Origin of the sequence: Cellulomonas cellasea (assembly GCF_006538745.1) — a bacterium.
Lineage (GTDB): Bacteria > Actinomycetota > Actinomycetes > Actinomycetales > Cellulomonadaceae > Cellulomonas_A > Cellulomonas_A cellasea.
This window is the reverse complement of sequence record NZ_BJLR01000002.1, coordinates 1-19,941: the sequence shown is the minus strand read 5'-3', so window position 1 is coordinate 19,941 and position 19,941 is coordinate 1. Positions and strand designations below refer to the sequence as shown.

At 75.7% G+C, this 19,941-nt stretch carries 18 protein-coding genes, 1 tRNA gene and 1 pseudogene; 10 read left to right on the top strand and 10 right to left on the bottom strand.

Annotated features, from left to right (window positions below):
- Positions 1–30: 30 nt before the first annotated feature.
- From CCE01nite_RS01465 to CCE01nite_RS01445, 5 genes are all read left to right on the top strand, one after another.
- Positions 31–1,320, top strand: coding sequence for an MFS transporter (locus CCE01nite_RS01465; protein WP_084142613.1), 1,290 nt, complete (start codon positions 31–33; stop codon positions 1,318–1,320).
- The gene (locus CCE01nite_RS01460) at positions 1,317–2,480 is read left to right on the top strand and encodes a UDP-N-acetylmuramate dehydrogenase (protein ID WP_084142612.1); all 1,164 of its coding nucleotides are present in this window, start codon (positions 1,317–1,319) and stop codon (positions 2,478–2,480) included. Before CCE01nite_RS01465 ends, CCE01nite_RS01460 begins: the two co-directional genes overlap by 4 nt.
- A 2-nt stretch (positions 2,481–2,482) precedes the next feature.
- A complete protein-coding gene (locus CCE01nite_RS01455) occupies positions 2,483–3,004 on the top strand; it encodes a peptidase inhibitor family I36 protein (RefSeq protein WP_034628732.1) in 522 nt (173 codons plus the stop codon).
- A gap of 71 nt (positions 3,005–3,075) precedes the next feature.
- Positions 3,076–3,684 carry an RNA polymerase sigma factor gene (locus CCE01nite_RS01450; protein ID WP_052103995.1) on the top strand — a complete coding sequence of 203 codons (609 nt, stop codon included), beginning with the start codon at positions 3,076–3,078 and terminating at the stop codon, positions 3,682–3,684.
- A complete protein-coding gene (locus CCE01nite_RS01445) occupies positions 3,681–4,781 on the top strand; it encodes a hypothetical protein (RefSeq protein ID WP_034628730.1) in 1,101 nt (366 codons plus the stop codon). Before CCE01nite_RS01450 ends, CCE01nite_RS01445 begins: the two co-directional genes overlap by 4 nt.
- A 159-nt stretch (positions 4,782–4,940) precedes the next feature.
- Here CCE01nite_RS01445 and CCE01nite_RS01440 read toward each other — a convergent pair whose 3' ends face one another.
- The 8 genes from CCE01nite_RS01440 to CCE01nite_RS01405 form a co-directional block, all read right to left on the bottom strand.
- Positions 4,941–6,035 (bottom strand): adenosine deaminase, encoded by a 1,095-nt coding sequence (locus CCE01nite_RS01440; protein ID WP_052103994.1) that lies wholly within the window; start codon positions 6,033–6,035, stop codon positions 4,941–4,943.
- A 118-nt stretch (positions 6,036–6,153) separates the two neighbouring features.
- Entirely contained in the window at positions 6,154–6,831 is a 678-nt protein-coding gene (locus CCE01nite_RS01435) for a response regulator transcription factor (protein WP_034628727.1), read from the bottom strand.
- The gene (locus CCE01nite_RS01430) at positions 6,828–8,348 is read right to left on the bottom strand and encodes a sensor histidine kinase (protein WP_052103992.1); all 1,521 of its coding nucleotides are present in this window, start codon (positions 8,346–8,348) and stop codon (positions 6,828–6,830) included. The genes CCE01nite_RS01435 and CCE01nite_RS01430 overlap by 4 nt, the downstream gene beginning before the upstream one ends.
- A gap of 1,488 nt (positions 8,349–9,836) precedes the next feature.
- Positions 9,837–10,466 carry a response regulator gene (locus CCE01nite_RS01425; RefSeq protein WP_034634966.1) on the bottom strand — a complete coding sequence of 210 codons (630 nt, stop codon included), beginning with the start codon at positions 10,464–10,466 and terminating at the stop codon, positions 9,837–9,839.
- A complete protein-coding gene (locus CCE01nite_RS01420) occupies positions 10,463–11,992 on the bottom strand; it encodes a sensor histidine kinase (RefSeq protein ID WP_141371874.1) in 1,530 nt (509 codons plus the stop codon). The genes CCE01nite_RS01425 and CCE01nite_RS01420 overlap by 4 nt, the downstream gene beginning before the upstream one ends.
- Positions 11,979–12,845, bottom strand: a complete 867-nt coding sequence (locus CCE01nite_RS01415) for an ABC transporter permease (protein WP_034634963.1) — start codon at positions 12,843–12,845, stop codon at positions 11,979–11,981. Before CCE01nite_RS01415 ends, CCE01nite_RS01420 begins: the two co-directional genes overlap by 14 nt.
- Positions 12,842–13,759, bottom strand: a complete 918-nt coding sequence (locus CCE01nite_RS01410) for an ABC transporter ATP-binding protein (protein WP_141371873.1) — start codon at positions 13,757–13,759, stop codon at positions 12,842–12,844. The genes CCE01nite_RS01415 and CCE01nite_RS01410 overlap by 4 nt, the downstream gene beginning before the upstream one ends.
- Positions 13,760–13,964: 205 nt before the next feature.
- On the bottom strand, positions 13,965–15,209 hold the full coding sequence (locus CCE01nite_RS01405; protein ID WP_052104483.1) for a pyridoxal phosphate-dependent aminotransferase: 1,245 nt from the start codon (positions 15,207–15,209) through the stop codon (positions 13,965–13,967).
- A gap of 280 nt (positions 15,210–15,489) precedes the next feature.
- On the opposite strand from CCE01nite_RS01405, the gene CCE01nite_RS01400 reads away from it, so the two are divergent.
- The 5 genes from CCE01nite_RS01400 to rplA all read left to right on the top strand — a co-directional run bounded on the left by CCE01nite_RS01400 (position 15,490) and on the right by rplA (position 18,332).
- Positions 15,490–15,562, top strand: a tRNA-Trp gene (locus tag CCE01nite_RS01400).
- A 101-nt stretch (positions 15,563–15,663) separates the two neighbouring features.
- Positions 15,664–15,951 (top strand): preprotein translocase subunit SecE, encoded by a 288-nt coding sequence (gene secE / locus CCE01nite_RS01395; protein WP_034634949.1) that lies wholly within the window; start codon positions 15,664–15,666, stop codon positions 15,949–15,951.
- Between the two features lie 102 nt (positions 15,952–16,053).
- Positions 16,054–16,965 (top strand): transcription termination/antitermination protein NusG, encoded by a 912-nt coding sequence (nusG, locus tag CCE01nite_RS01390; RefSeq protein ID WP_034634946.1) that lies wholly within the window; start codon positions 16,054–16,056, stop codon positions 16,963–16,965.
- 94 nt (positions 16,966–17,059) lie between these two features.
- Entirely contained in the window at positions 17,060–17,491 is a 432-nt protein-coding gene (gene rplK, locus CCE01nite_RS01385) for a 50S ribosomal protein L11 (protein WP_034634943.1), read from the top strand.
- Between the two features lie 118 nt (positions 17,492–17,609).
- Entirely contained in the window at positions 17,610–18,332 is a 723-nt protein-coding gene (rplA, locus tag CCE01nite_RS01380; protein ID WP_034634941.1) for a 50S ribosomal protein L1, read from the top strand.
- A 163-nt stretch (positions 18,333–18,495) separates the two neighbouring features.
- Here the strand turns inward: rplA and CCE01nite_RS01375 are convergent, their stop codons facing one another.
- Entirely contained in the window at positions 18,496–19,530 is a 1,035-nt protein-coding gene (locus CCE01nite_RS01375; protein WP_141371872.1) for a hypothetical protein, read from the bottom strand.
- 73 nt (positions 19,531–19,603) lie between these two features.
- Positions 19,604–19,941: pseudogene (locus CCE01nite_RS21515) on the bottom strand (hypothetical protein); the annotation flags it as partial.

Below are 19,941 nucleotides of genomic sequence, written 5' to 3'. Positions count from 1 at the left end.
CGCCCCCTCGACGAGAGAGCCGACCGACCCATGTCGAGCACCCCGCACGTCACCGGCGCACCGGCCGTCGACCCCGCACGCGTCCGGGCGGCGTCGTTCGCCGTGTTCCTCGTCTTCGTCCTCAACGGCGCGCACTTCTCGAGCTGGGCCTCGCGCCTGCCCGCGGTGCGCGACGGGCTGGGCCTGACCCCGGCGCAGATGGGCGTGCTCCTGCTCGTCGGCTCGGTCGGGTCGCTCGTGTCGCTGCCGCTCTCCGGCGTCATCGTCACGCGGCTCGGCGCCGCGCGCACCGTGCTCGGGTTCGCGCTCGTCAACGCGACCGGGCTCGTCATCGCATCCGCGGGCGTCGCCATGGGCAACGCGGTCGTGGTCGGCGCGGGGCTCGTCGTCTTCGGCGTCGGCACCGGGGTCTGGGACGCGGCGATGAACCTCGAGGGCGCGATCGTCGAGCAGCGGCTCGGGCGCACCGTCATGCCCCGCTACCACGCGGGGTTCTCGCTCGGGACGGTCGTCGCGGCCGGTCTCGCGGCCCTCGCCGCGCGGCTCGACGTGCCGGTGCACGTGCACCTGCCCGCCGTGCTCGTCGTCTCCTGCATCGGGGTCGCGTGGTGCGTCCGGCGCTTCCTCCCGGCGGCCGGCCACGCCGAGCACGCCGACTCGAGCACCGGGGCGGTCGCCCGCCGGGCGTTCGGCGCCTGGCTCGAGCCCCGCACGCTGCTCATCGGCCTCGTCGTGCTCGCGGCCGCGCTCACCGAGGGCTCCGCGAACGACTGGGTCGCGCTCGCGGTCGTCGACGGCTTCGGGACCGACGACACCGTCGGCGCGCTCGTGTTCGGCGTGTTCGTCGCGGCGATGACGGCGATGCGCTTCCTCGGCACGAACCTCCTCGACCGGTACGGGCGCGTGACCGTGCTCCGGCTGTGCGCGGCGCTCTCGCTCGTCGGCCTCCTCGTCTTCGGGCTCGTCCCCGACACGATGCTGTGGCTCGCGCTCGTCGGCGTCGTGCTGTGGGGGATGGGCGCCGCGCTCGGGTTCCCGGTCGGCATGTCGGCGGCGAGCGACGACCCGCTGCGCGCCGCGGCGCGGGTGAGCGTCGTCTCGACCGTCGGGTACTCCGCGTTCCTGGCCGGGCCCCCGCTGCTCGGGCTGCTCGCGGACCAGATCGGGTACCGCCAGGCGCTGCTCGCGATCGCGGTCCCGGTGCTCGTCGGGCTGCTGGTCGTGCGGGCGGCCGCGCCCACCGAGCCGGCGGCGCAGCACGCGGCCCCGGCGGACGGCGCCCCGGCGGACGTCCCGCCGACCGATAACCTGACACGGTGACGACAGCCGCCTCCGTGCCCACGCTCGCCGCGCTCACGACGCTCGGCGTCGGCGGTCCGGTCGGGCGCTACGTCGAGACGAGCACCGAGGCCGAGCTGGTCGACGCGGTCCGCGCGGCGGACGACGCCGGCGAGCCGCTGCTCGTGCTCGGCGGCGGCTCGAACCTGCTGGTCGGCGACGCGGGGTTCGACGGCGTCGTCGTGCGCGACGTGCGGACCGGCGTCGAGACGCCCGACGCCTCGGCGTGCGCCGGCGTCACCGTCACGGTCCCGGCCGGGACACCGTGGGACGACGTCGTCGCGCACGCGGTCGCGACGCGGCTCGTCGGCATCGAGGCGCTCTCCGGCATCCCCGGCTCGACCGGTGCGACGCCCGTGCAGAACGTCGGCGCGTACGGCCAGGAGGTCGCGCAGACCATCTCGGTGGTGCGCGTGTGGGACCGCGGACGCGCGCGCGTGCGGACGCTGCCGCTCGTCGACCTGGCGTTCGGGTACCGCACGTCGCTGCTCAAGCGCTCGATGCGTCCCGTCGAGGGCGACCCCCGCTCGCCGTGGGGTCCCACGCCGCGCTACGTGGTGCTCGACGTGACGTTCCAGCTCCGCATCGGCCCGCTGTCGGAGCCGATCGCGTACGCCGAGCTCGCCCGCACGCTCGGCGTGCAGGTCGGGGAGCGCGCGCCGCTCGCGGACGTCCGCGCCGCGGTGCTCGCGCTGCGCGGCGGCAAGGGCATGGTCCTCGACCCGGCCGACCCGGACACCGCGAGCGCCGGGTCGTTCTTCACCAACCCCGTGCTCGACGCGCAGGTCGCGGCGCTGCTGCCCGAGGCGGCGCCGCGCTACCCGACGGGCGACGGGCGCACCAAGACGAGCGCCGCGTGGCTCATCGAGCAGGCGGGGTTCGGGCGGGGGCACGGGCTGCCGGGTCCGGCGGCGGTCTCGACCAAGCACACGCTGGCCCTGACGAACCGGGGCGGCGCGCGCGCCGGGGACGTCCTCGCGCTGGCCCGCTCGGTGCGCGACGGCGTGCGGGCGCGCTTCGGGATCGAGCTCGAGCCCGAGCCCGTCCTCGTGAACGCGAGCCTGGACGACCCCGACGGCACCCCGGTCCGAGATTCCCGGGTATCCCCTGGTGAGAACCGGTCGATGTCGGACATGGTGTAGGTATGGGCATCTTCCTGGACTGGGCACGCTCCGCCTCCCGCGCGCTGCACCGTTCGCTCGGGAGCGCGCGGGACCGCCGCACGATGCTGACCGCTCTCCTCGGCATCGCCTCGCTCGTCCTCGGCGCGGCCCCGGTGCTGCCCGAGGAGGAGCCCGCCGCCGACCCCGGCCACCGGGTCCTCGAGACCGTGAGCCTGCAGGGCGGCGCGGTGCTCGTGACGCGCGCCGAGGTCGGGACCCTCTCGTACAGCGACTGCGCGTCCGGCACCACGTGCATCTGGACCGCCTCGCTCTACGGCGGGACGCTCTTCCAGTTCAACCAGCCCGGCGCCGTGATCGGGCTCCCGGCGGTGCCGATCGGCTCGTACGCGAACAAGCGGTCGAAGCGGTCGACGTTCTACGAGACCGCGGGCGGCGGCGGGCGCAGCGTGTGCGCGGGGCCCTGGACCCGCAACCAGGCCGTCGGCGGCTGGCTCGCCGGTGCGCGGTCCCTGATCCAGAACGCGACCGCGACGAGCTGCTGACGCGCGCCCGACGCTCCCGCGGCCGCGGGGGTGTGCCTACACTCGCCCCTGAGGTCACGAAGGGGCTGCACGTGGACGAGGACCAGTTCGCGGCGATGTTCGCCGAGCTGTACCCCGTCGTGCTCGGGTACGCGGCCCGCCGCACCGACTGGCACGTCGCCGAGGACGTCGCCGCCCAGGCCCTGACCGTCGCGTGGCACCGCGCGGACGTCCTGCCCGAGGAGCCCGACGCGCGCACCGCGTGGCTCATCGTCGTGGCGCGCAACATCCTCGCGAACTCCCAGCGCGCCCGGCTGAGGGCCGCACGGCTCGACGTGCGCGTCCGTGCCGGGCTCGCGGCGGGCGTCCCGATCGTCGAGATCGACCCCGCCGAGATCGTGACCGACCGGATGCTCGCCTCGAGCGTCATGCGCAAGCTCGCCCCGCGCGACCAGGAGATCCTCCAGCTCGTCGCGTGGGACGGCCTGGACCTCGTCGCGCTCGGGCGCGTGCTGGGCTGCTCGCCGGGGACCGCCGCGATGCGCCTGCACCGGGCCCGCCACCGGCTCGAGCGGCTCGTCCAGGCCGGGCACGCGGTCGAGGACGACGCACCGACGCGCGGCGTCGACCCGCACGCCGCCTCCGCCCCGCACGAGGACCAGGTCCCCGGGCGCCGGGGCCTCGCGCCGCGGCGCCGATGAACGACCACGAGGTCCACAAGGTCCGGGCGCTGCTCGGCGGCGCGAACCCGGTGCCCGAGCGCGTGCTCGACCGGGCCCACGAGCGCCCCGCCGCACGCGAGGCCCTCGACCGGATCGTCCGCACCCCGCCCGACCCGTCGCGCCGGCCCCTGCCCCGCGAGGTGCGCGCGCGAGCGGGCCGCACCCGGGACGGTCTGCCGGTGCGGGTCGCGGTCGGGGTCGCCGCGGTGACGGCCGTCGCCGTCGCGGTGCTCGCCGATCCGCTCGGCACGCCCCGCGCGGTCGCCGACACCCCGCCGCTGCTGAGCTACGGGCTCGTGGTCGACACCGAGCTCGCGGAGGCGACCGGCGACGAGGCGGCCCCCGTGCTGGCCTCGCTCGCGGACGCGGCGAGCGCCCGGGTCGAGCCGCCGCGCACGGGTGACGTGCAGTACGTGCACGTCGCGCGCTGGACGTTCGAGGGCACGACCGACAGCCGCGGGACGCGCGCCGCCGTCGTGCCGGGCACGGTCGACACGTGGGTGCGGCCCGACGGGTCCCTGCGCATGATCGAGCGCTCGGGGGAGCCCCTCGAGGTCGGCGGGCGCCTGCCCGACGGGGGCGCGGCGTCCGAGCCGCCCGAGGAGCAGACGTTCGGTCCCGGTGCGAGCGACGCCCCGACGCTCGACACCCTCGCCGGCCTCACGCCCGACGTGCTGCGCGAGCGCCTGCTCGACGGGACCGTGTGCGCGGCGCGCGAGCCCACGCCCGACGAGACCGCGGTGTGCCTGCTCGAGGGGACGGCGCGGGTGCAGGAGCGCGCGGTCGTCAGCGGGCGGGTCGACGCCGCGGTGTGGTCGGCGCTCGCGGGCGAGGAGCGGCTCGTGACCCTCGGCGGGGTGCTCGACCGTGCGGGGCGGCGGGCCGTCGCGATCACCGTCGGGTCGGAGGTCGGTGCGCCCGTGCGGCCCATCCTGCTCGTCGACCCCGCGGACGGGTCGCTCGTCGGGGTCGAGCGCGTGCTCGTGGACGAGTCCGCGGGGTACGGGGTGCCCGCGCCGGCGGTCGTCGGGTTCGACGCTTACCTCACCCGGGCGTGGGTCGACGAGAGCGCCTGAGCGGCTGCGCGCCTGAGCACTGACGCGGGCGGTGCCGGCGGCGGGCGGGCGGTACGGCGGGCGGTGCCGGCGGCGGGTGTCGTCCGTGGGCAGCGTGCCGTGGCCCCGTCGGGATGCCGGGCGTCGGGCGCGTCGCCGCGTCGTCCCGCCTCGTTCGCGTCAGCCCGCGTCGGCCGGCGTCGCCGAGGGCGCGGCTCGTACCTCGTGCCCCGGCGGTGGGTCCGAAGGGCCGCCCGGCGGGGTCGCGAGCCACGCGTCGACGCCCGCGAGCAGCCGGTCCCGCGTCGCGGTGCTGGCACGGCTCGCCCGGATCGAGCCCCGCGCGAGCCCGGCGAGGGCGTCGTCGTCGAAGCCGTGCACGTCGCGCGCGGTCCGGTACTGCGCCGCGAGGCGCGAGCCGAACAGCAGCGGGTCGTCGGCGCCGAGCGCGATCGTCGCACCCGCGTCCACGAGCGCCCGCAGCGGGACGTCCGACGCCTGCCGGTACACGCCGAGCGACACGTTCGACGCGGGGCACAGCTCGAGCGCGACCCCGCTCTCGACGACCCGGGCGAGCAGCGCGGGGTCCTCGGCGGTCCGCACGCCGTGCCCGAGCCGGTCGGGTGCGAGGTGGTCCAGGACGTCCGCGACGTGCTCGGGGCCGAGCAGCTCGCCGCCGTGCGGGACGGACGCGAGGCCCGCGCGGCGGGCGATCGCGAACGCCGGCGCGAACTCCTCGGTGTCCCCGCGCCGCTCGTCGTTGCTCAGCCCGAACCCGACGACCTCACCGGGTCCCTCGCCCGCGTGGCGTGCGGCGAGCCGCGCAAGCGTCCGGGCCTCGAGCGGGTGGCGCATGCGCGACGCGGCGACGACGAGCGCGACCTCGACGCCGTGCCGTGCGCTCGCGCCGCGGGCCTCGTCGAGGATGATCTCGAGCGCCGCGGACAGCCCGCCGACGTACGGCGCGTACGACGTCGGGTCCACCTGCAGCTCGAGCCGGCCGGAGCCCTCGGCGGCGTCGTCCGCGGCCGCCTCGTCGACGATCCGGCGCAGCGCCGCCTCGCTGCGCACGCACGCCCGGGCCGCGTCGTACAGGCGCTGGAACCGGAACCAGCCGCGCTCGTCGGCGGGGACCCGCAGCGGGTCGCCGTCGAGCAGCGCCGCGGGGAGCCGCACCCGGGACTGCTCGGCGAGGTCGCCGAGGGTCGCGGTGCGCATCGAGCCGGTGAAGTGCAGGTGGAGGTGGGCCTTGGGGAGGAGGGCCACGTCTCGCACGCCGCCAGTGTGCCAGGACGCGCGGCGGTCGGCCGCCCGGGCCCACGCCGACGCGGCGCTGCGGCGCCGTGCCCCGGACCTCGCGCGCCGGCCCGGACGCGCCGGCCCGGGCCCTGCGTCAGACGCCCGCGGTCGCGTCCACGAGCCGGTAGCCGACCCCGCGCACGGTGTCGAAGTGCTCGGCACCGAGCTTCTTGCGCAGGTACCGGACGTACACGTCGACGACGTTCGAGCCGGGGTCGAAGTCGTATCCCCACACCTGCGAGAGCAGCTGCTCGCGGCTCAGGACGTGCCCGGGGTGGCGCAGGAACGTCTCGGCGAGCGCGAACTCGCGCGCCGACAGGTCGACCTCCTGCGAGCCGACCCGCATCCGGCGGGTGCGCAGGTCGAGCTGGAGCGGCCCGTGCGTGAGCGTCGCGACCTCGCCGACGACCTGCGGGGTGCGCAGCCGCAGCCGCACGCGCGCGAGGAGCTCCTCGAACCGGAACGGCTTGGCCATGTAGTCGTCGGCGCCGGACTCGAGACCCGTCACGGTGTCGGTCACCGAGCTGCGCGCCGTGAGGATGATGACCGGCAGGCGCGCCCCCGTCTCGCGGAGCTGGCGCAGCACGTCGAACCCGTCCATGTCGGCGAGCCCGAGGTCGAGCACCAGCAGCGCGTACTCCCCGGTGCGGGCCAGCGCGAGCGCCTCCGCACCGGTCGCGACCGTCGCGGTCGCGAAGCCCTCGGACCGCAGGCCCTTGGCGATGAACGCGGCGATGCGTTCCTCGTCCTCGGCGATGAGGATCTGTGTCATGTCTGCTCCAACAGCTCGGCGGGGGTGAGGCGGGGTTCTTCGACGAGGTCCAGCGCGGGCAGGTCGAGTACGAAGACGGCTCCGGTGCCCGCGCCGAGCGGCGGCCGTTCGAGGGTCACGCGGCCGTGGTGCGCCGCGGCGATCGCAGCGACGATCGGCAGGCCCAGACCGGCGCCGTCGCCCCGGCGGCCGATGCGGTCGGCGCGGCCCCGGTGGAAGCGCTCGAAGATGCGCGCCTCCTCCTCGGGCGGCACGCCGGGGCCCTCGTCGCGCACCCACAGCAGCACCCGGCCCGAGCGGATCTCGCTGCCGATGCGGATCCACGTGCCCGGCGCGGACACCGAGACGGCGTTCGCGATGAGCTGGAGCCACGCCTGCGTCACGCGCTGGGAGTCGACGAGCACGGTCGCGTCGGCCCGGGCGGCGACCTGCCAGCGCCGGTCCCCGAGCCCGCGGGCCTTGTCGAGCACGTCGTCCGTGAGCCGCCCGACGTCGGTCGGGGCGACGCGCACGAAGTCCGGCCGCTCGGCCGTCGCGAGCGTCATCAGGTCGTTGACGAGCCGGTGCATGCGGTCGAGCTCGTCGAGCGCGAGCGCCTGGGTCGCGCGCACGTCGTCGGGGTCGTCCGGGTCGAGCAGCTCGAGGTGGCCGCGCACGATCGTCAGCGGCGTGCGCAGCTCGTGGCCGACGTCGTCGAGCAGCTCGCGCTGCGACCCGAACGCGTTCTGGAGGCGGTCGAGCATCGCGTTGACGGTGCGCGCGAGGTCGGACAGGTCGTCGGAGCCGCTGACCGAGATGCGCTCCGACAGGTCCGACTCGGTGATGTGCCGCGCGGTGTCGCGCAGCAGCCGCACGGGCCGCAGCAGGCGCCCGACGACGAACCACGCGACGAGCGCGATCACGAGGAGCGAGCCCAGCGCGACCGACGCGTAGGAGGTGTAGACCTTCGACATCGTCGCGATCTCGGCCCGCCGGTCGATGGCGACGACGAACAGGCCCTGGTGCGGGTCGCCCGTGACGGAGACGGGCATCGCGACGAGCCGGTACTCGGTCACCGACGTGCGCACGGTCTGCAGCTCGACGGGGTCGTCGGGGGAGACCGCGGCGAGCCGGCGGAGCAGCTCCTCGTCCGCCTCGAGGCGCAGCGGCACCGACGTCGACGCGAGCCAGCGCGGCTCGCCGTCGACGAGCGCGAGCACGCCCTCGTGCTCGGTGAACCCGCGACGCTGCACGGCCGCGTAGAGCAGGTCGGCCACGGTCGTGAACTCGAGCTCGGGGTTGCGCTCGGCGTCGGGTCCCTCGGCGGTCACGAAGCGCAGGACGTCGATCGCGCGGACGAGCGAGTCGTCGATGCGCTTGTCGGTGCGCTGCGCCTGCAGCAGGTACGCGGTCGCGCCCGCGATGACGACCGCGAGCGCCGCGAGCAGCAGGACGGCCGAGAGCACGCGCGCGCGGACGGTCAGGTGCGCGACGCGGTCGTGCGGCGCGCGGCCCCGGCGTCGTCGGGCCGAGCGCATCACCACGTCCCGCCGTGGGTGGTGGGGGTACCGCCGTGCGGGACAGCGCCCGGGGCGCCACGGTGACCGCTCTGGTGGCCGGGCCGGGCAGGGTCCGCGTGGCGCGGGGCCGACGCCGGTGTCTGAGGGTGCGCGGAGGTCGCGTCCGCCCGGCCGCGGGTCGGACGGGGTGCGTCGGCGCGTCCGGGGTGGCGACCGCTCGGCGGGGGAGGCGGGGCGGCCTCGGTGCGTGGTGCGGGCGCCTGCGGATGAGCCGGCGCGGCCTGAGCGGGGGCGTGCTCCGCCGGGACCGGACGTGGTGCGGCGTGCGGGCGGGGAACCTGTGCCGGCGGGACGTCGCGTGGTGGCACGTGCGGGGCGGGGACCCGCGTCGCGGGGACCTGCGGGGGCGGGACGTGCGAGCGCCCCGCCTGTCGCGCCGGGGACTGCGGGCTCCTGGCCTCGCCGGCCCGGCTCTCTCGGCCCCTCGGCACCTCTCGGACGGCCGCGCGCGATGCGGCGAGGCCGCGAGCATCCGCGTCAGGGCGCCGCGACGCGTGCACGTGCTCGTCCGCACCGCGGGAGCCGCCCGGCGCCCAGGTCCCGGCCGCGTCGCTCGACCACCGCGCCGACCAGGTGCGCTCGCCTCGGCCGTCCGCCTCCGCCTCTGCCGCGCGCTCGGACGACCGCACCGACCGTGGCGTCGCACCGGTCGACCGCTCCGCTCCGCCCCACGGCCGCGACGTCGCGTCCGCCGCCGTCGGGCCCGGGGGAACAGCACGCGACCGCGCCTCGTCCGCCGCCGCGCCGGTGACCCGCGCCGCTCGCCCGCCCTGCGCCGACCCGGCAGCCGCGCGACGGGCGTGCGCTGCGTCGTCCTGACGCACCGCCGCCGACCTCCCCGACATCGACGCCGCCTCCGGCCGGAGCGCGATCGCCGGCACCTCGACGGCCGGTCCTGCGTCGTCCCCGGCGTCGAGGTCGTCGCCCTCGCCTGCGCGCGCGGCCGGCTGCCCGGCGGACCCGGGCGGCGAGGCGGGCGCGGGGTCGATCACGGGCGGGACGGTCACGACCATCGGCTCGGCGACGGCGCCGCGGGGTCCGTTCGGCTCGGCGAAGATCACGGAGACGCCCACGCCGAGCATGACGACGGCAGCGGTGCCGCCGGCGACGATGCTCAGGCTTTCGGGCATACCGCACAGTATCGGGGCACGAACGACATCCGCGGGAGTCCGGGACCCCGGGTGGCCGCCGCCTCCGGCCCTCGTCCGGGTGACGGGCGGACGCCGCCGAGGCGGTCGGCAGCAGCGCCGCACCGGCCCTGACGGCGTCGCCGGCAGCCGCGCGACGACGGCTCCACGCAGCCCCGGTCCCCGCGTCGCCACAGCCCGGCAGCTCCGCGTCCCTGCGACCCCGCGTCGCCGCTGCCCCGCAACCCGCGTCGCCGCAGCCCGGCAACCTTGCGTCCCCTGTAGCCCCCCTGCCGATGCCGCACCGGCGCACGCCCGGTCAGGGCGCCGGCAGGATCCCGCGCTGGATCGCGATGGTGACCGCGCGCGTGCGGTCGTCGACCCCGAGCTTGGTGAACGTGCGCAGCAGGTGCGTCTTGACGGTCGCCTCGGCGATGAACAGCTCGCGCCCGATCGCCGCGTTCGACAGCCCACGCGCCACGCCCGCGAGCACCTCGAGCTCGCGCGCGCTGAGCCGGTCACGGTCGGACCGGAGCTGCTCGACGAGCCGGCGGGCGACCGTGGGGGAGAGCGCCGACTCCCCGCGCGCGGCGGCCCGCACCCCGGCGACGAGCTGCTCGCGCGGGGTGTCCTTGAGCAGGTAGCCGGTCGCCCCGGCCTCGACGGCCCGCAGGATGTCGGTGTCGGTCTCGTACGTCGTGAGCACCAGCACGTGCACGGACGGCGTCTCGGCGCGGATGCGGGCGGTCGCGGCGGCGCCGTCCAGCACCGGCATGCGCAGGTCCATCAGCACGAGGTCGGGCCGGAGTGCGCGGGCGGCGTCGACCGCCGCCTGCCCGTCCGCGGCCTCGCCGACCACCTCGATGTCCGGCTCGGCGGCGAGTAGCCCGGTGAGCCCCGAGCGCACGACGGGGTGGTCGTCGACGACCAGGACGCGGACGGGGTTCACGATGCTCCTCCGGGTCGGCCGGCCGGGGCCGCGGCGCTCGCGGACCGGGCGCCAGTATCGCCCGCGCCCTCTCCGCCGACCCCGGCACCCTCGACCGCCGCGTCGCCGATCGCCGCATCACCGACCGCGCCACCGCCGACTGCCGCACCGCCGACCCCGGCACCCCCGGCACCCCCGGCTGGGGCACCCCCGCCCCCGTCGACCCCCGCCGCGGGCATCCGCACGAGCACCCGCGTCCCGCCGCCCGGCGCCGCGCCGACGTCGAGCGTCCCGCCGCCCGCGCGCACGCGCTCGTGCATCCCGCGCAGACCGACGCCGCGGCTCATCTCGGGCGGCATGCCGCGGCCGTCGTCGTGCACCTCGAGCTCGACGCTTCCGTCGTCGACGCCGAGCCGCAGCCGCACGCGCCGGGCGTCGGCGTGCTTGCGCACGTTCGCGAGCGCCTCCTGCGCACCCCGCAGCAGCACGACCTCGGTGTCGCGCGAGAGCGGTGCGTCCTGCCCGAGGTCCACGTCGACCTGGACGCCGGTCTCGGCGGCGAACCGCTCGGCGAGGCGGGTGAGCGCGTCGCGCAGACCCTGCTGCTGCAGCCCGGCGGGTCCGAACGCGGCGACGAGCGCCCGCGCCTCGGCGAGGTTCTCGCGTGCGACGTCCTCGATCTGCTCGACCCGGCCCCGCGTCGCGTCGACCGCCCCACGGTCGAGCTCGGCGCCGGCCGCCTGCGCGAGCATCACGACGCTCGTGAACCCCTGGGCGAGCGTGTCGTGGATCTCCTGCGCCAGCCGCTCGCGCTCGGCGAGCACCCCCGCGGCGTGGTTCGTCGCGGCGAGCTCGGCCTGCGCGGCCTCGAGGCGCTCGATGAGGCCGGCGCGCTCCTCGCTCTGCTCGGCGATCTGCGTGATCCACAGCCCGAGGAGCACGCTGAACATCAGGCCGATGCCCATCTGCCCGGCGATCTCGACCCACTGCGCGCGGTCGGCCCAGCCGCGCAGGCCCATCGCGACCGATGCTCCGACGGCGAGCACCAGCGCGATGGCCGCCGCGGTGGTCCGGCGCTGGCAGAAGAACCAGATCTGGGAGTAGGCGATGAACAGCAGCAGCGTCCCCATGGGCTCGAGGCGGACGACGAGCACGACGACGACGACGAGCACCGCGAGGTAGGTGTGCGCGAGCCGGGCGTCCCCCCGCAGCGCGGCCCGGCGCCCGATCGCGGTGTACGCGGTCGCGAGCAGGGCCATCGCGGCGAACGAGACCGTCGTCTCCGCCGGGTCGTGGCCGTCGAACAGGAACGACGCGCAGGCGATCGCGACCATCACGTAGAACGCGACGTCCCACCCGCGCAGCGTGCGGGCCCAGAACTCCGCGCGCTCGGCGCCCGGGCGCCGCGCGGGCCGGTCGGCCGGGTCGGTGGCGTCGGCCTGCGCGAGGCCCATCCGGTGCAGCGCCCCGTGCGCGCCGATGGGCCGGTCGCCACCCGTGGGGGCAGCGGCCGGCCGCTCGGCGCGCGGCTCGTCAGCCCGCGTCACGCCGCGTCCAGCGGAACGTGCGGACCCCGAGGACGAGACCGACGACGGCCCACACCGCGAGCACGAGCGCGGTCATCGGGTGCTCCCACGAGCCGGCGACCTCCATCGGCAGGTAGGTGTCGGGCAGGAACACCGACCGCATGCCCTGCGCCATCCACTTGAGCGGGAACACCGACGCGATCTGCTGCATCCAGGTCGGCAGCGCGTCGTACATGAAGAACACGCCCGAGACGAACTGCAGCACCAGGACGACGGGCGTCACGACGGCGCTCGCGCTGCGCCCGGTGCGCGGGACCGAGGAGAACGCGACCCCGAGGACCGAGCCCGCGGCCGTCCCGAGCAGGAACACCCACGCGAACGTGAACCAGCGGTCGGGGGCGGTCGGCAGCGCGACGTCGAACAGGAGCCCGGCGACCGCGAGCAGGAGCGCGAGCTGGAGCGCCGAGGCGACGAGCACCTGCCCGACCTTGCCGAGGAAGTACGCCGCCGCCGGCAGCGGGGTCCCGCGCAGCCGCTTGAGCCCACCCTCGTCGCGCTCGACGGCGATCGTGATCGCGAGCGACTGGAAGCTCGAGAGCATCACGCCGGTCGCGACCATGCCGGGCAGGAAGTACTGCGCGAACGGCACGGTGCCCCCGTCGGGCCCGACGCGTGCGCCGTCCTGCCCGAAGACCGTCGCGAAGATCGCGAGCATGATCACCGGGTACAGGAAGATGAACACGACCGCGTCGCGCTCGCGGAAGTACTGCCGCAGCTCGAGCCGCGCGCGCACGAGCCCGAGGTGCAGCGTGCCGGGCAGCGCCTCCGGGCGTGCGAGCTCGGACCGGGTCGTCGGGGCGGTCGCGGCGGTCATCGGGTGCTCCCCTGCAGGGTCGGGACGACGGGTGCGACGGAGGTCTCGACGCCGATCAGCGCGAGGTAGACGTCCTCGAGGCTCGGGTGCAGGACCTGCAGCCCGGGCACCTCGAGCGGGGCCGCCGAGCCGCGGGCGTCGGCCCAGCGGCCGGCGAGCTCGACGACGGTGCGGGTCGGCTCGTCGGTGCGGATCTCGCGCGGGACGCCGTCCTCGACCCAGCGGACGACGGCGAGCCGCGCCGCGCGTCCCCCGAGCTCGGACGGCCGGTCGAGCGCCACGACCCGCCCGTCCTGCACGACCGCGACGCGGTCCGCGAGCTGCTCGGCCTCGTCGAGGTAGTGCGTCGTCAGCAGGATCGTCGTGCCCTGGTCGCGCAGGTCGCGCACGAGGTCCCAGAACGAGCGCCGGGCCTCGGGGTCGAAGCCCGTGGTCGGCTCGTCGAGGAACAGCAGCTCGGGCCGCCCGACGATGCCGAGCGCGACGTCGAGCCGCCGCCGCTGGCCCCCGGACAGCTGCCGCACGCGCGTGCGGACCTTGTCGCGCAGCCCGACGAGGTCGATCACGTGCTCGGGGTCGTGCGGACGGGGGTAGTACGCCGCGAAGTGCCGGACGAGCTCCCCGACGTTCGCCTCGGCGAGGTCACGGGTGTCCTGCAGCACGACGCCGATGCGCGAGCGCCACTCGCGCCCAGCGGTCTGCGGGTCCTCGCCGAGCACGCGCACCTCGCCGCCGTCGCGCTCGCGGTAGCCCTCGAGGATCTCGACGGTCGTCGTCTTGCCGGCGCCGTTCGGGCCGAGGACGGAGAAGATCTCGCCGCGGTGCACGGCGAGGTCGAGGCCGTCGACGGCCTGCTTGTCGCCGTAGCGCTTGCGCAGGCCGCGGGCCTCGAGGGCCAGGTCGGTGGGGGTCATGGCTCCAGCGTGGCCCCGCGACGGCGGCACCGGTAGCCACCGCACGACGGTGCCTGTGTCCACCGCTCGGTGGACACGGGCACGAGCGGACACGGGCACGAGCCGTGAGCGCCCGGCGCTGGAGCGCCCGGCGGCGCACCGGACCCGGGCATGCCGCCGTCGGGCGGACCTGTCGGACGTGCGGGCGGCGGGTGCCGCGGACGGGTCAGTCGGCGTCGGCGAGCAGCGCCTGGATGCGGCCGACGCCCTCGGCGAGGTCGTCGTCCCCGAGCGCGTACGACAGGCGCAGGAACCCGCTCGGCCCGAACGCCTCACCGGGTACGACCGCGACCTCCGCCTGCTCGAGGATCAGCGCCGCGAGCTCGGCCGACGTCGTCGGCGTCACGCCCCGGATCGTCCGGCCGAGCACGCCCTCGACCGACGGGTAGGCGTAGAACGCGCCCTTGGGCACCGGGATCCGCACGCCGTCGATGGTGCCGAGCATCTCGACCATCGTCCGGCGCCGACGGTCGAACGCCGTCCGCATCGCGTGCGCCGCGGACAGGTCGCCCGTGAGCGCCGCGACGGCGGCGCGCTGGGAGACGTTCGCGACGTTGGACGTGAGGTGCGACTGCAGGTTCGTCGCGGCCTTGATGACGTCGGCCGGGCCGATCATCCAGCCGACCCGCCAGCCCGTCATCGCGTAGGTCTTGGCGACGCCGTTGAGCACGATCGTCGTGTCGGCGAGCTCGGGCACCGCGCGCACGATCGGCGTGAACTGCGCGTCGTCGTACACGAGGTGCTCGTAGATCTCGTCGGTCAGCACCCAGATGCCGTGCTCGAGCGCCCAGCGCCCGATCTCCGCGGTCTGCTCGGGGGAGTACACCGCGCCGGTCGGGTTCGACGGCGAGCAGAACAGCAGGACCTTGGTGCGCTCGGTGCGCGCGGCCTCGAGCTGCTCGACCGTCACGAGGTACTCCTGGTCGGCGCCCGCGAACACCTCGACGGGCACGCCGCCCGCGAGCCGGACCGCCTCGGGGTACGTCGTCCAGTACGGCGCGGGCAGCAGGACCTCGTCGCCCGGGTCCACGACGGTCGCGAACGCCTGGTAGACGGCCTGCTTGCCGCCGTTCGTGACGAGCACCGCGGACGCGTCGACGGCGTAGCCCGAGTCGCGCAGCGTCTTCGCGGCGACCGCCTCGCGCAGCGCGGGCAGCCCCGCGGCCGGCGTGTAGCGGTGGTTGACCGGGTCGTGCGCGGCGGCGACGGCGGCCTCGACGATGTAGTCGGGCGTCGGGAAGTCCGGCTCGCCCGCGCCGAACCCGATCACCGGGCGTCCGGCGGCCTTGAGCGCCTTCGCCTTGGCGTCGACCGCGAGCGTCGCGGACGGGGCGATGGCGGCGATGCGCGCGGAGACGCGCGAGCGGGCGGACGCGGGCTGGGCGGGTGTGTGCTGGCTCACAGGCGTCATCTTGGCAGACGCGGGCGACCGGCCGCCGGGCGTCCCGGCCACCGGTCGGGTCGTGGGTGCGGTCCGGGCTGGGGGTGGGGCGCCCTGCCCGGACCGACGCTCCGCGGGGCCGCCGAGGCCGCGAGCACGCCTCGATCGCGTCGGGTTCGACCCTGCGCCGCTCGTCGCGTACAGTGGTTCCCCGGCGGTTGACGTCCGCCATGATGAGCCGTGCCCACGAGTGGTTCCCACCAGGACCGCTGCGCGCGCAGGTGCTGGTCGTGGCGACGGAGAACGCCGTAGGGCAGTGGCGCAATTGGTAGCGCACCGGTCTCCAAAACCGGCGGTTGCGAGTTCGAGTCTCGCCTGCCCTGCGCATGGTCACGGTCCGGCGCCCAGCTGGGTCCGGCAAAGCGACGGTCCGGCGCTGCACCTCACGGGCGTCGGTGCCACACGACACACGTAGGGGACAGCTGTGAGCGAATCCGCACCGGCAGCGGCGTCCGGCGCCGAGGGCTCGGCGCCGCGCACCGAGCGCCCGAAGCCCGCGAGCACCGAGACAGCCCGTCGGGGCTTCGTCGCCCGCGTCGCGCTGTTCTTCCGCCAGGTCGTCGCCGAGCTCAAGAAGGTCGTGCGCCCGACGCGCTCCGAGCTCGTGACGTACACGGGCGTCGTGCTGGCGTTCGTCGCGGTCGTCATGGCGTTCGTGACCCTGGTCGACCTCGGGGTCGGCCGCCTGACCTTCTGGGTCTTCGGCGCCTGACCGCAGGCGACCGCACCTCCGGCTCCGCGCCGGAGCACACCGGCTCTCGCGCGCAGCGCACGCCGGTCCGCACCACAGACAGTCGAGAAAGCAGGTTTCCACGTGACGTACGAGTCGCACGAGTCCGAGCAGGGTGCTGCCGAGACCGAGCTCGAGGACGCCCTGGCGTCGATCTCGGCGGTCGAGGCGCCCGCAGCGGGCACTGCCGACCCCGCGTCCGACGAGGACACCGCCACGACCGGTGCCGCCGACGGCGCCAAGCGCGCTGACGACGAGGCCGAGGACGACGAGCCGGCCGACGAGGCCGAGGACGACGAGCCGGCCGAGCAGGACGAGGCCGAGGACGACGAGCCGGTCGAGCAGGACGAGGACGACGCCGAGCCCGTCGACGAGGTCGAGGACGACGAGCCCGACGTCGACGAGGACCCGATCGCCGCGTTCAAGGCCCAGCTGCGCTCGCAGCCCGGCGACTGGTACGTCATCCACTCCTACGCGGGTTATGAGAACCGCGTGAAGGCGAACCTCGAGAACCGCACCCAGAGCCTCAACATGGAGGACTACATCCACCAGGTGGAGGTCCCCATGGAGGAGGTGACGGAGATCAAGAACGCGCAGCGCAAGGTCGTGCGCCGCGTCCGGATCCCCGGCTACGTCCTCGTGCGCATGGACCTGACCGACGAGTCGTGGGGCGCCGTGCGCCACACGCCGGGCGTGACGGGCTTCGTCGGGCACACGCACCAGCCCGTCCCGCTCACGCTGGACGAGGTCTTCTCGATGCTCGCTCCGTCGCTCGCGCCGGCGGCCCCGAAGGCCGGCACGAAGGCCGCCGCCGCGGAGATCAAGGTCGACTTCACGGTCGGCGAGTCCGTGACCGTCACCGACGGCCCGTTCGACACGCTGCCCGCGACGATCTCCGAGATCAACCCCGAGAGCCAGAAGCTCAAGGTGCTCGTCTCCATCTTCGGCCGGGAGACCCCGGTCGAGCTGTCGTTCGGCCAGGTCGCCAAGATCTGACCGAGCGGCACACCTGCGGGCCCGGCACCGCCGGGCCGCACTGCAACCGGGTCATCGCCCACGGCGTCGGCCCACGACACGAACGGAAGGCATCATGCCCCCCAAGAAGAAGGTCACCGGCCTGATCAAGCTCCAGATCAAGGCCGGCGCGGCCACCCCTGCGCCGCCGATCGGTCCGGCGCTCGGTCAGCACGGCGTCAACATCATGGAGTTCTGCAAGGCGTACAACGCGGCCACCGAGTCGCAGCGCGGTGACGTGGTCCCCGTGGAGATCACGGTCTACGAGGACCGGTCCTTCACGTTCATCACGAAGACCCCGCCCGCCGCGGAGCTCATCAAGAAGGCCGCCGGCGTCGCCAAGGGCTCGCCGACCCCGCACACCGTCAAGGTCGCGACCCTGACGGCCGCGCAGGTCACCGAGATCGCGCAGACGAAGCTCGTCGACCTCAACGCCAACGACGTGGCCGCCGCCGAGAAGATCATCGCCGGCACCGCCCGCTCGATGGGCATCAAGGTCGAGGGCTGACCTCGACCCACCCCGGCCCCCGGGCCGGAGCAGCACCACCCGCACGCACCACCCGAGAAGGACCAGTGGCAGGGCCCTGTGCGGCCCGACGACCACGACTGCCAGCCAAGGAGAGCAGATGAGCAAGCACAGCAAGGCGTACCGCACCGCCGCCGAGAAGATCGAGGCCGGCCGCCTCTACGCCCCGCTCGACGCCGTGCGTCTCGCGCAGGCGACGGCGACCACCAAGTACGACTCGACCGTCGAGGTCGCGTTCCGTCTCGGCGTCGACCCCCGCAAGGCCGACCAGATGGTCCGCGGCACCGTCAACCTGCCGCACGGCACGGGCAAGACGGCCCGCGTCATCGTCTTCGCGACGGGTGAGCGTGCCGAGCAGGCGCGTGCCGCCGGTGCCGACGAGGTCGGTGGCGACGAGCTGATCGAGAAGGTCGCGGCCGGGTACACCGACTTCGACTCCGCCGTCGCGACGCCCGACCTCATGGGCAAGGTCGGTCGACTGGGCAAGGTCCTGGGCCCGCGTGGTCTCATGCCGAACCCGAAGACCGGCACGGTCACGATGGACGTGGCGAAGGCTGTCACCGAGATCAAGGGCGGCAAGATCGAGTTCCGCGTCGACAAGCACGCGAACCTGCACTTCATCATCGGCAAGGTCTCGTTCTCCGACGTGCAGCTCGTCGAGAACTACGCGGCCGCGCTCGAGGAGGTCAACCGTCTGAAGCCCGCCTCGTCGAAGGGTCGCTACATCGCGAAGGCGACGTTCTCGACGACGAACGGCCCCGGCATCCTCGTGGACCAGAACCGCACGCGGAACCTGACCGAGGAGGACGGCGAGGCCGCCTGACCTCCGTCCCCGCACTGCACGCCACGAGAGCCCGGTCCCTGCGGACCGGGCTCTCGTGCGTCCGGGCGCCGACGCGACGCACGTGGTCCCCCCTGCGGACCCGGTGCGTGCGCGGAGCCCTACCGGGGCGCGGGCCTGCGGCGAGGGGGCGTGTCGACCCGGCTCACCTCGGCGCCAGGAGCGCGAGCGGCCGCGCCCACAGGCCGGCGACCCAGGCGAGATCGTCGTCGTCCGGGTCCTCCGTCCGCTCGTCGAGCGCGTCGCTCCACGCGGCAGCCGTGGCGACGGTGCGGGCCACGGCGAGCGCGCGGTCGGGCTCGGCGTCGCCACCGTGCGCCCGGTACGCGCGCATGAAGCCGGCCACCGGGTCGAGGTCCCACGCCGGGTCGAGCGCCGGGGCGAGGTGCACAGCGAGCCAGTCGAGCGCCGTGGCGACGTCCCAGCGGGGATCGCCGCGGCCGGCCCCGACGAGGCGCGCGCGCAGGACGGGACGGCGCCCGGCACGCTCCGCGGCGTCGACGGCGTCGACGGCGTCGAGGGGGTCGACGGCGCCGACTGCCTGAACCGCGTCGACGGCCTCGGAGGTGGGGACGGCATCGACGACCTGGACGGCTTGGGCGGCCGCGGCCGCGGCGGCGTCGCAGGCGCCGTCCGCCGGACCGCGGACGGCCGACGTCCCCGCGAGGTCCGCTGACCCGCCCGGCACCGGCAGGAGCGAGCCGTCGCCGCTCCCCGCGTCCCGCACCACGAGCACGGCGTCGGGCCCGGAGTCGTGCACCCACCGGTCCGTCGCCCAGCCCGCGCGGGCGGCGGCGAGCGCACGGCGCACCCGCGGGTGCTGCCGCACCGCCCACGCGCGCCCGGCCGCCGCGTGCGGACCGTCCACGTGCCCGGCGAGACGGTCCGGCTCGAGCACCCACGGAAGCGGCACGGCCGGCGTCGCGGACGGGACCGGCGTGCCGTGCAGCCCGACCAGGCTCTGCGCCCAGGCGACGAGCAGGTCCGCGAGCGCTGCGCGGTGCGCGACGGTCGGTCCGTCGGCGCGCAGCTCGAGGACCTGCTCCTCGAGCTCGTGCACGAGGTCGACCCCGCACACGAGGCGCAGCGGGCGCACCGCTCCCGGCGCGCCCTCCTCGTCGACGCCGGGGCGGCCCGGGGACCGCACGCCGCCCGCCGCGCCGCCGGTGGCCGCGTGCACGAGGCGCAGCCCGCGTCCCGACGTGCTCCCTGCGCGCCCGCCCCCCGGACGCCCGGCCGTGACCGTCACGCGCTCAGCGCCCCTGCGCGCGGTGGTACCGCGCGGTCAGGTAGCCGGCCCAGTACGCCTCGGCGAGCTCACGCCGGCCGGGACGAGGACGGGACGCCGCCGGTGCACGGACGGGTGTGCGACCGCCGACCGCCTCGGTGAACGGCTCGGTGAACGGCTCGGTGAACGGCTCCGTGAACGGTTCGGTGAAGGGCTGACGCGCGTAGGCCTCGGTGAAGGGCTCCGTGAACGGTTCGGTGAACGGTTCCGTGAAGGGCTCGGTGAACGGCTGACGCGCGTACGCCTCGGTGAACGGTTCGGTGAAGGGTTCCGTGAAGGGCTCGGTGAACGGCTGACGCGCGT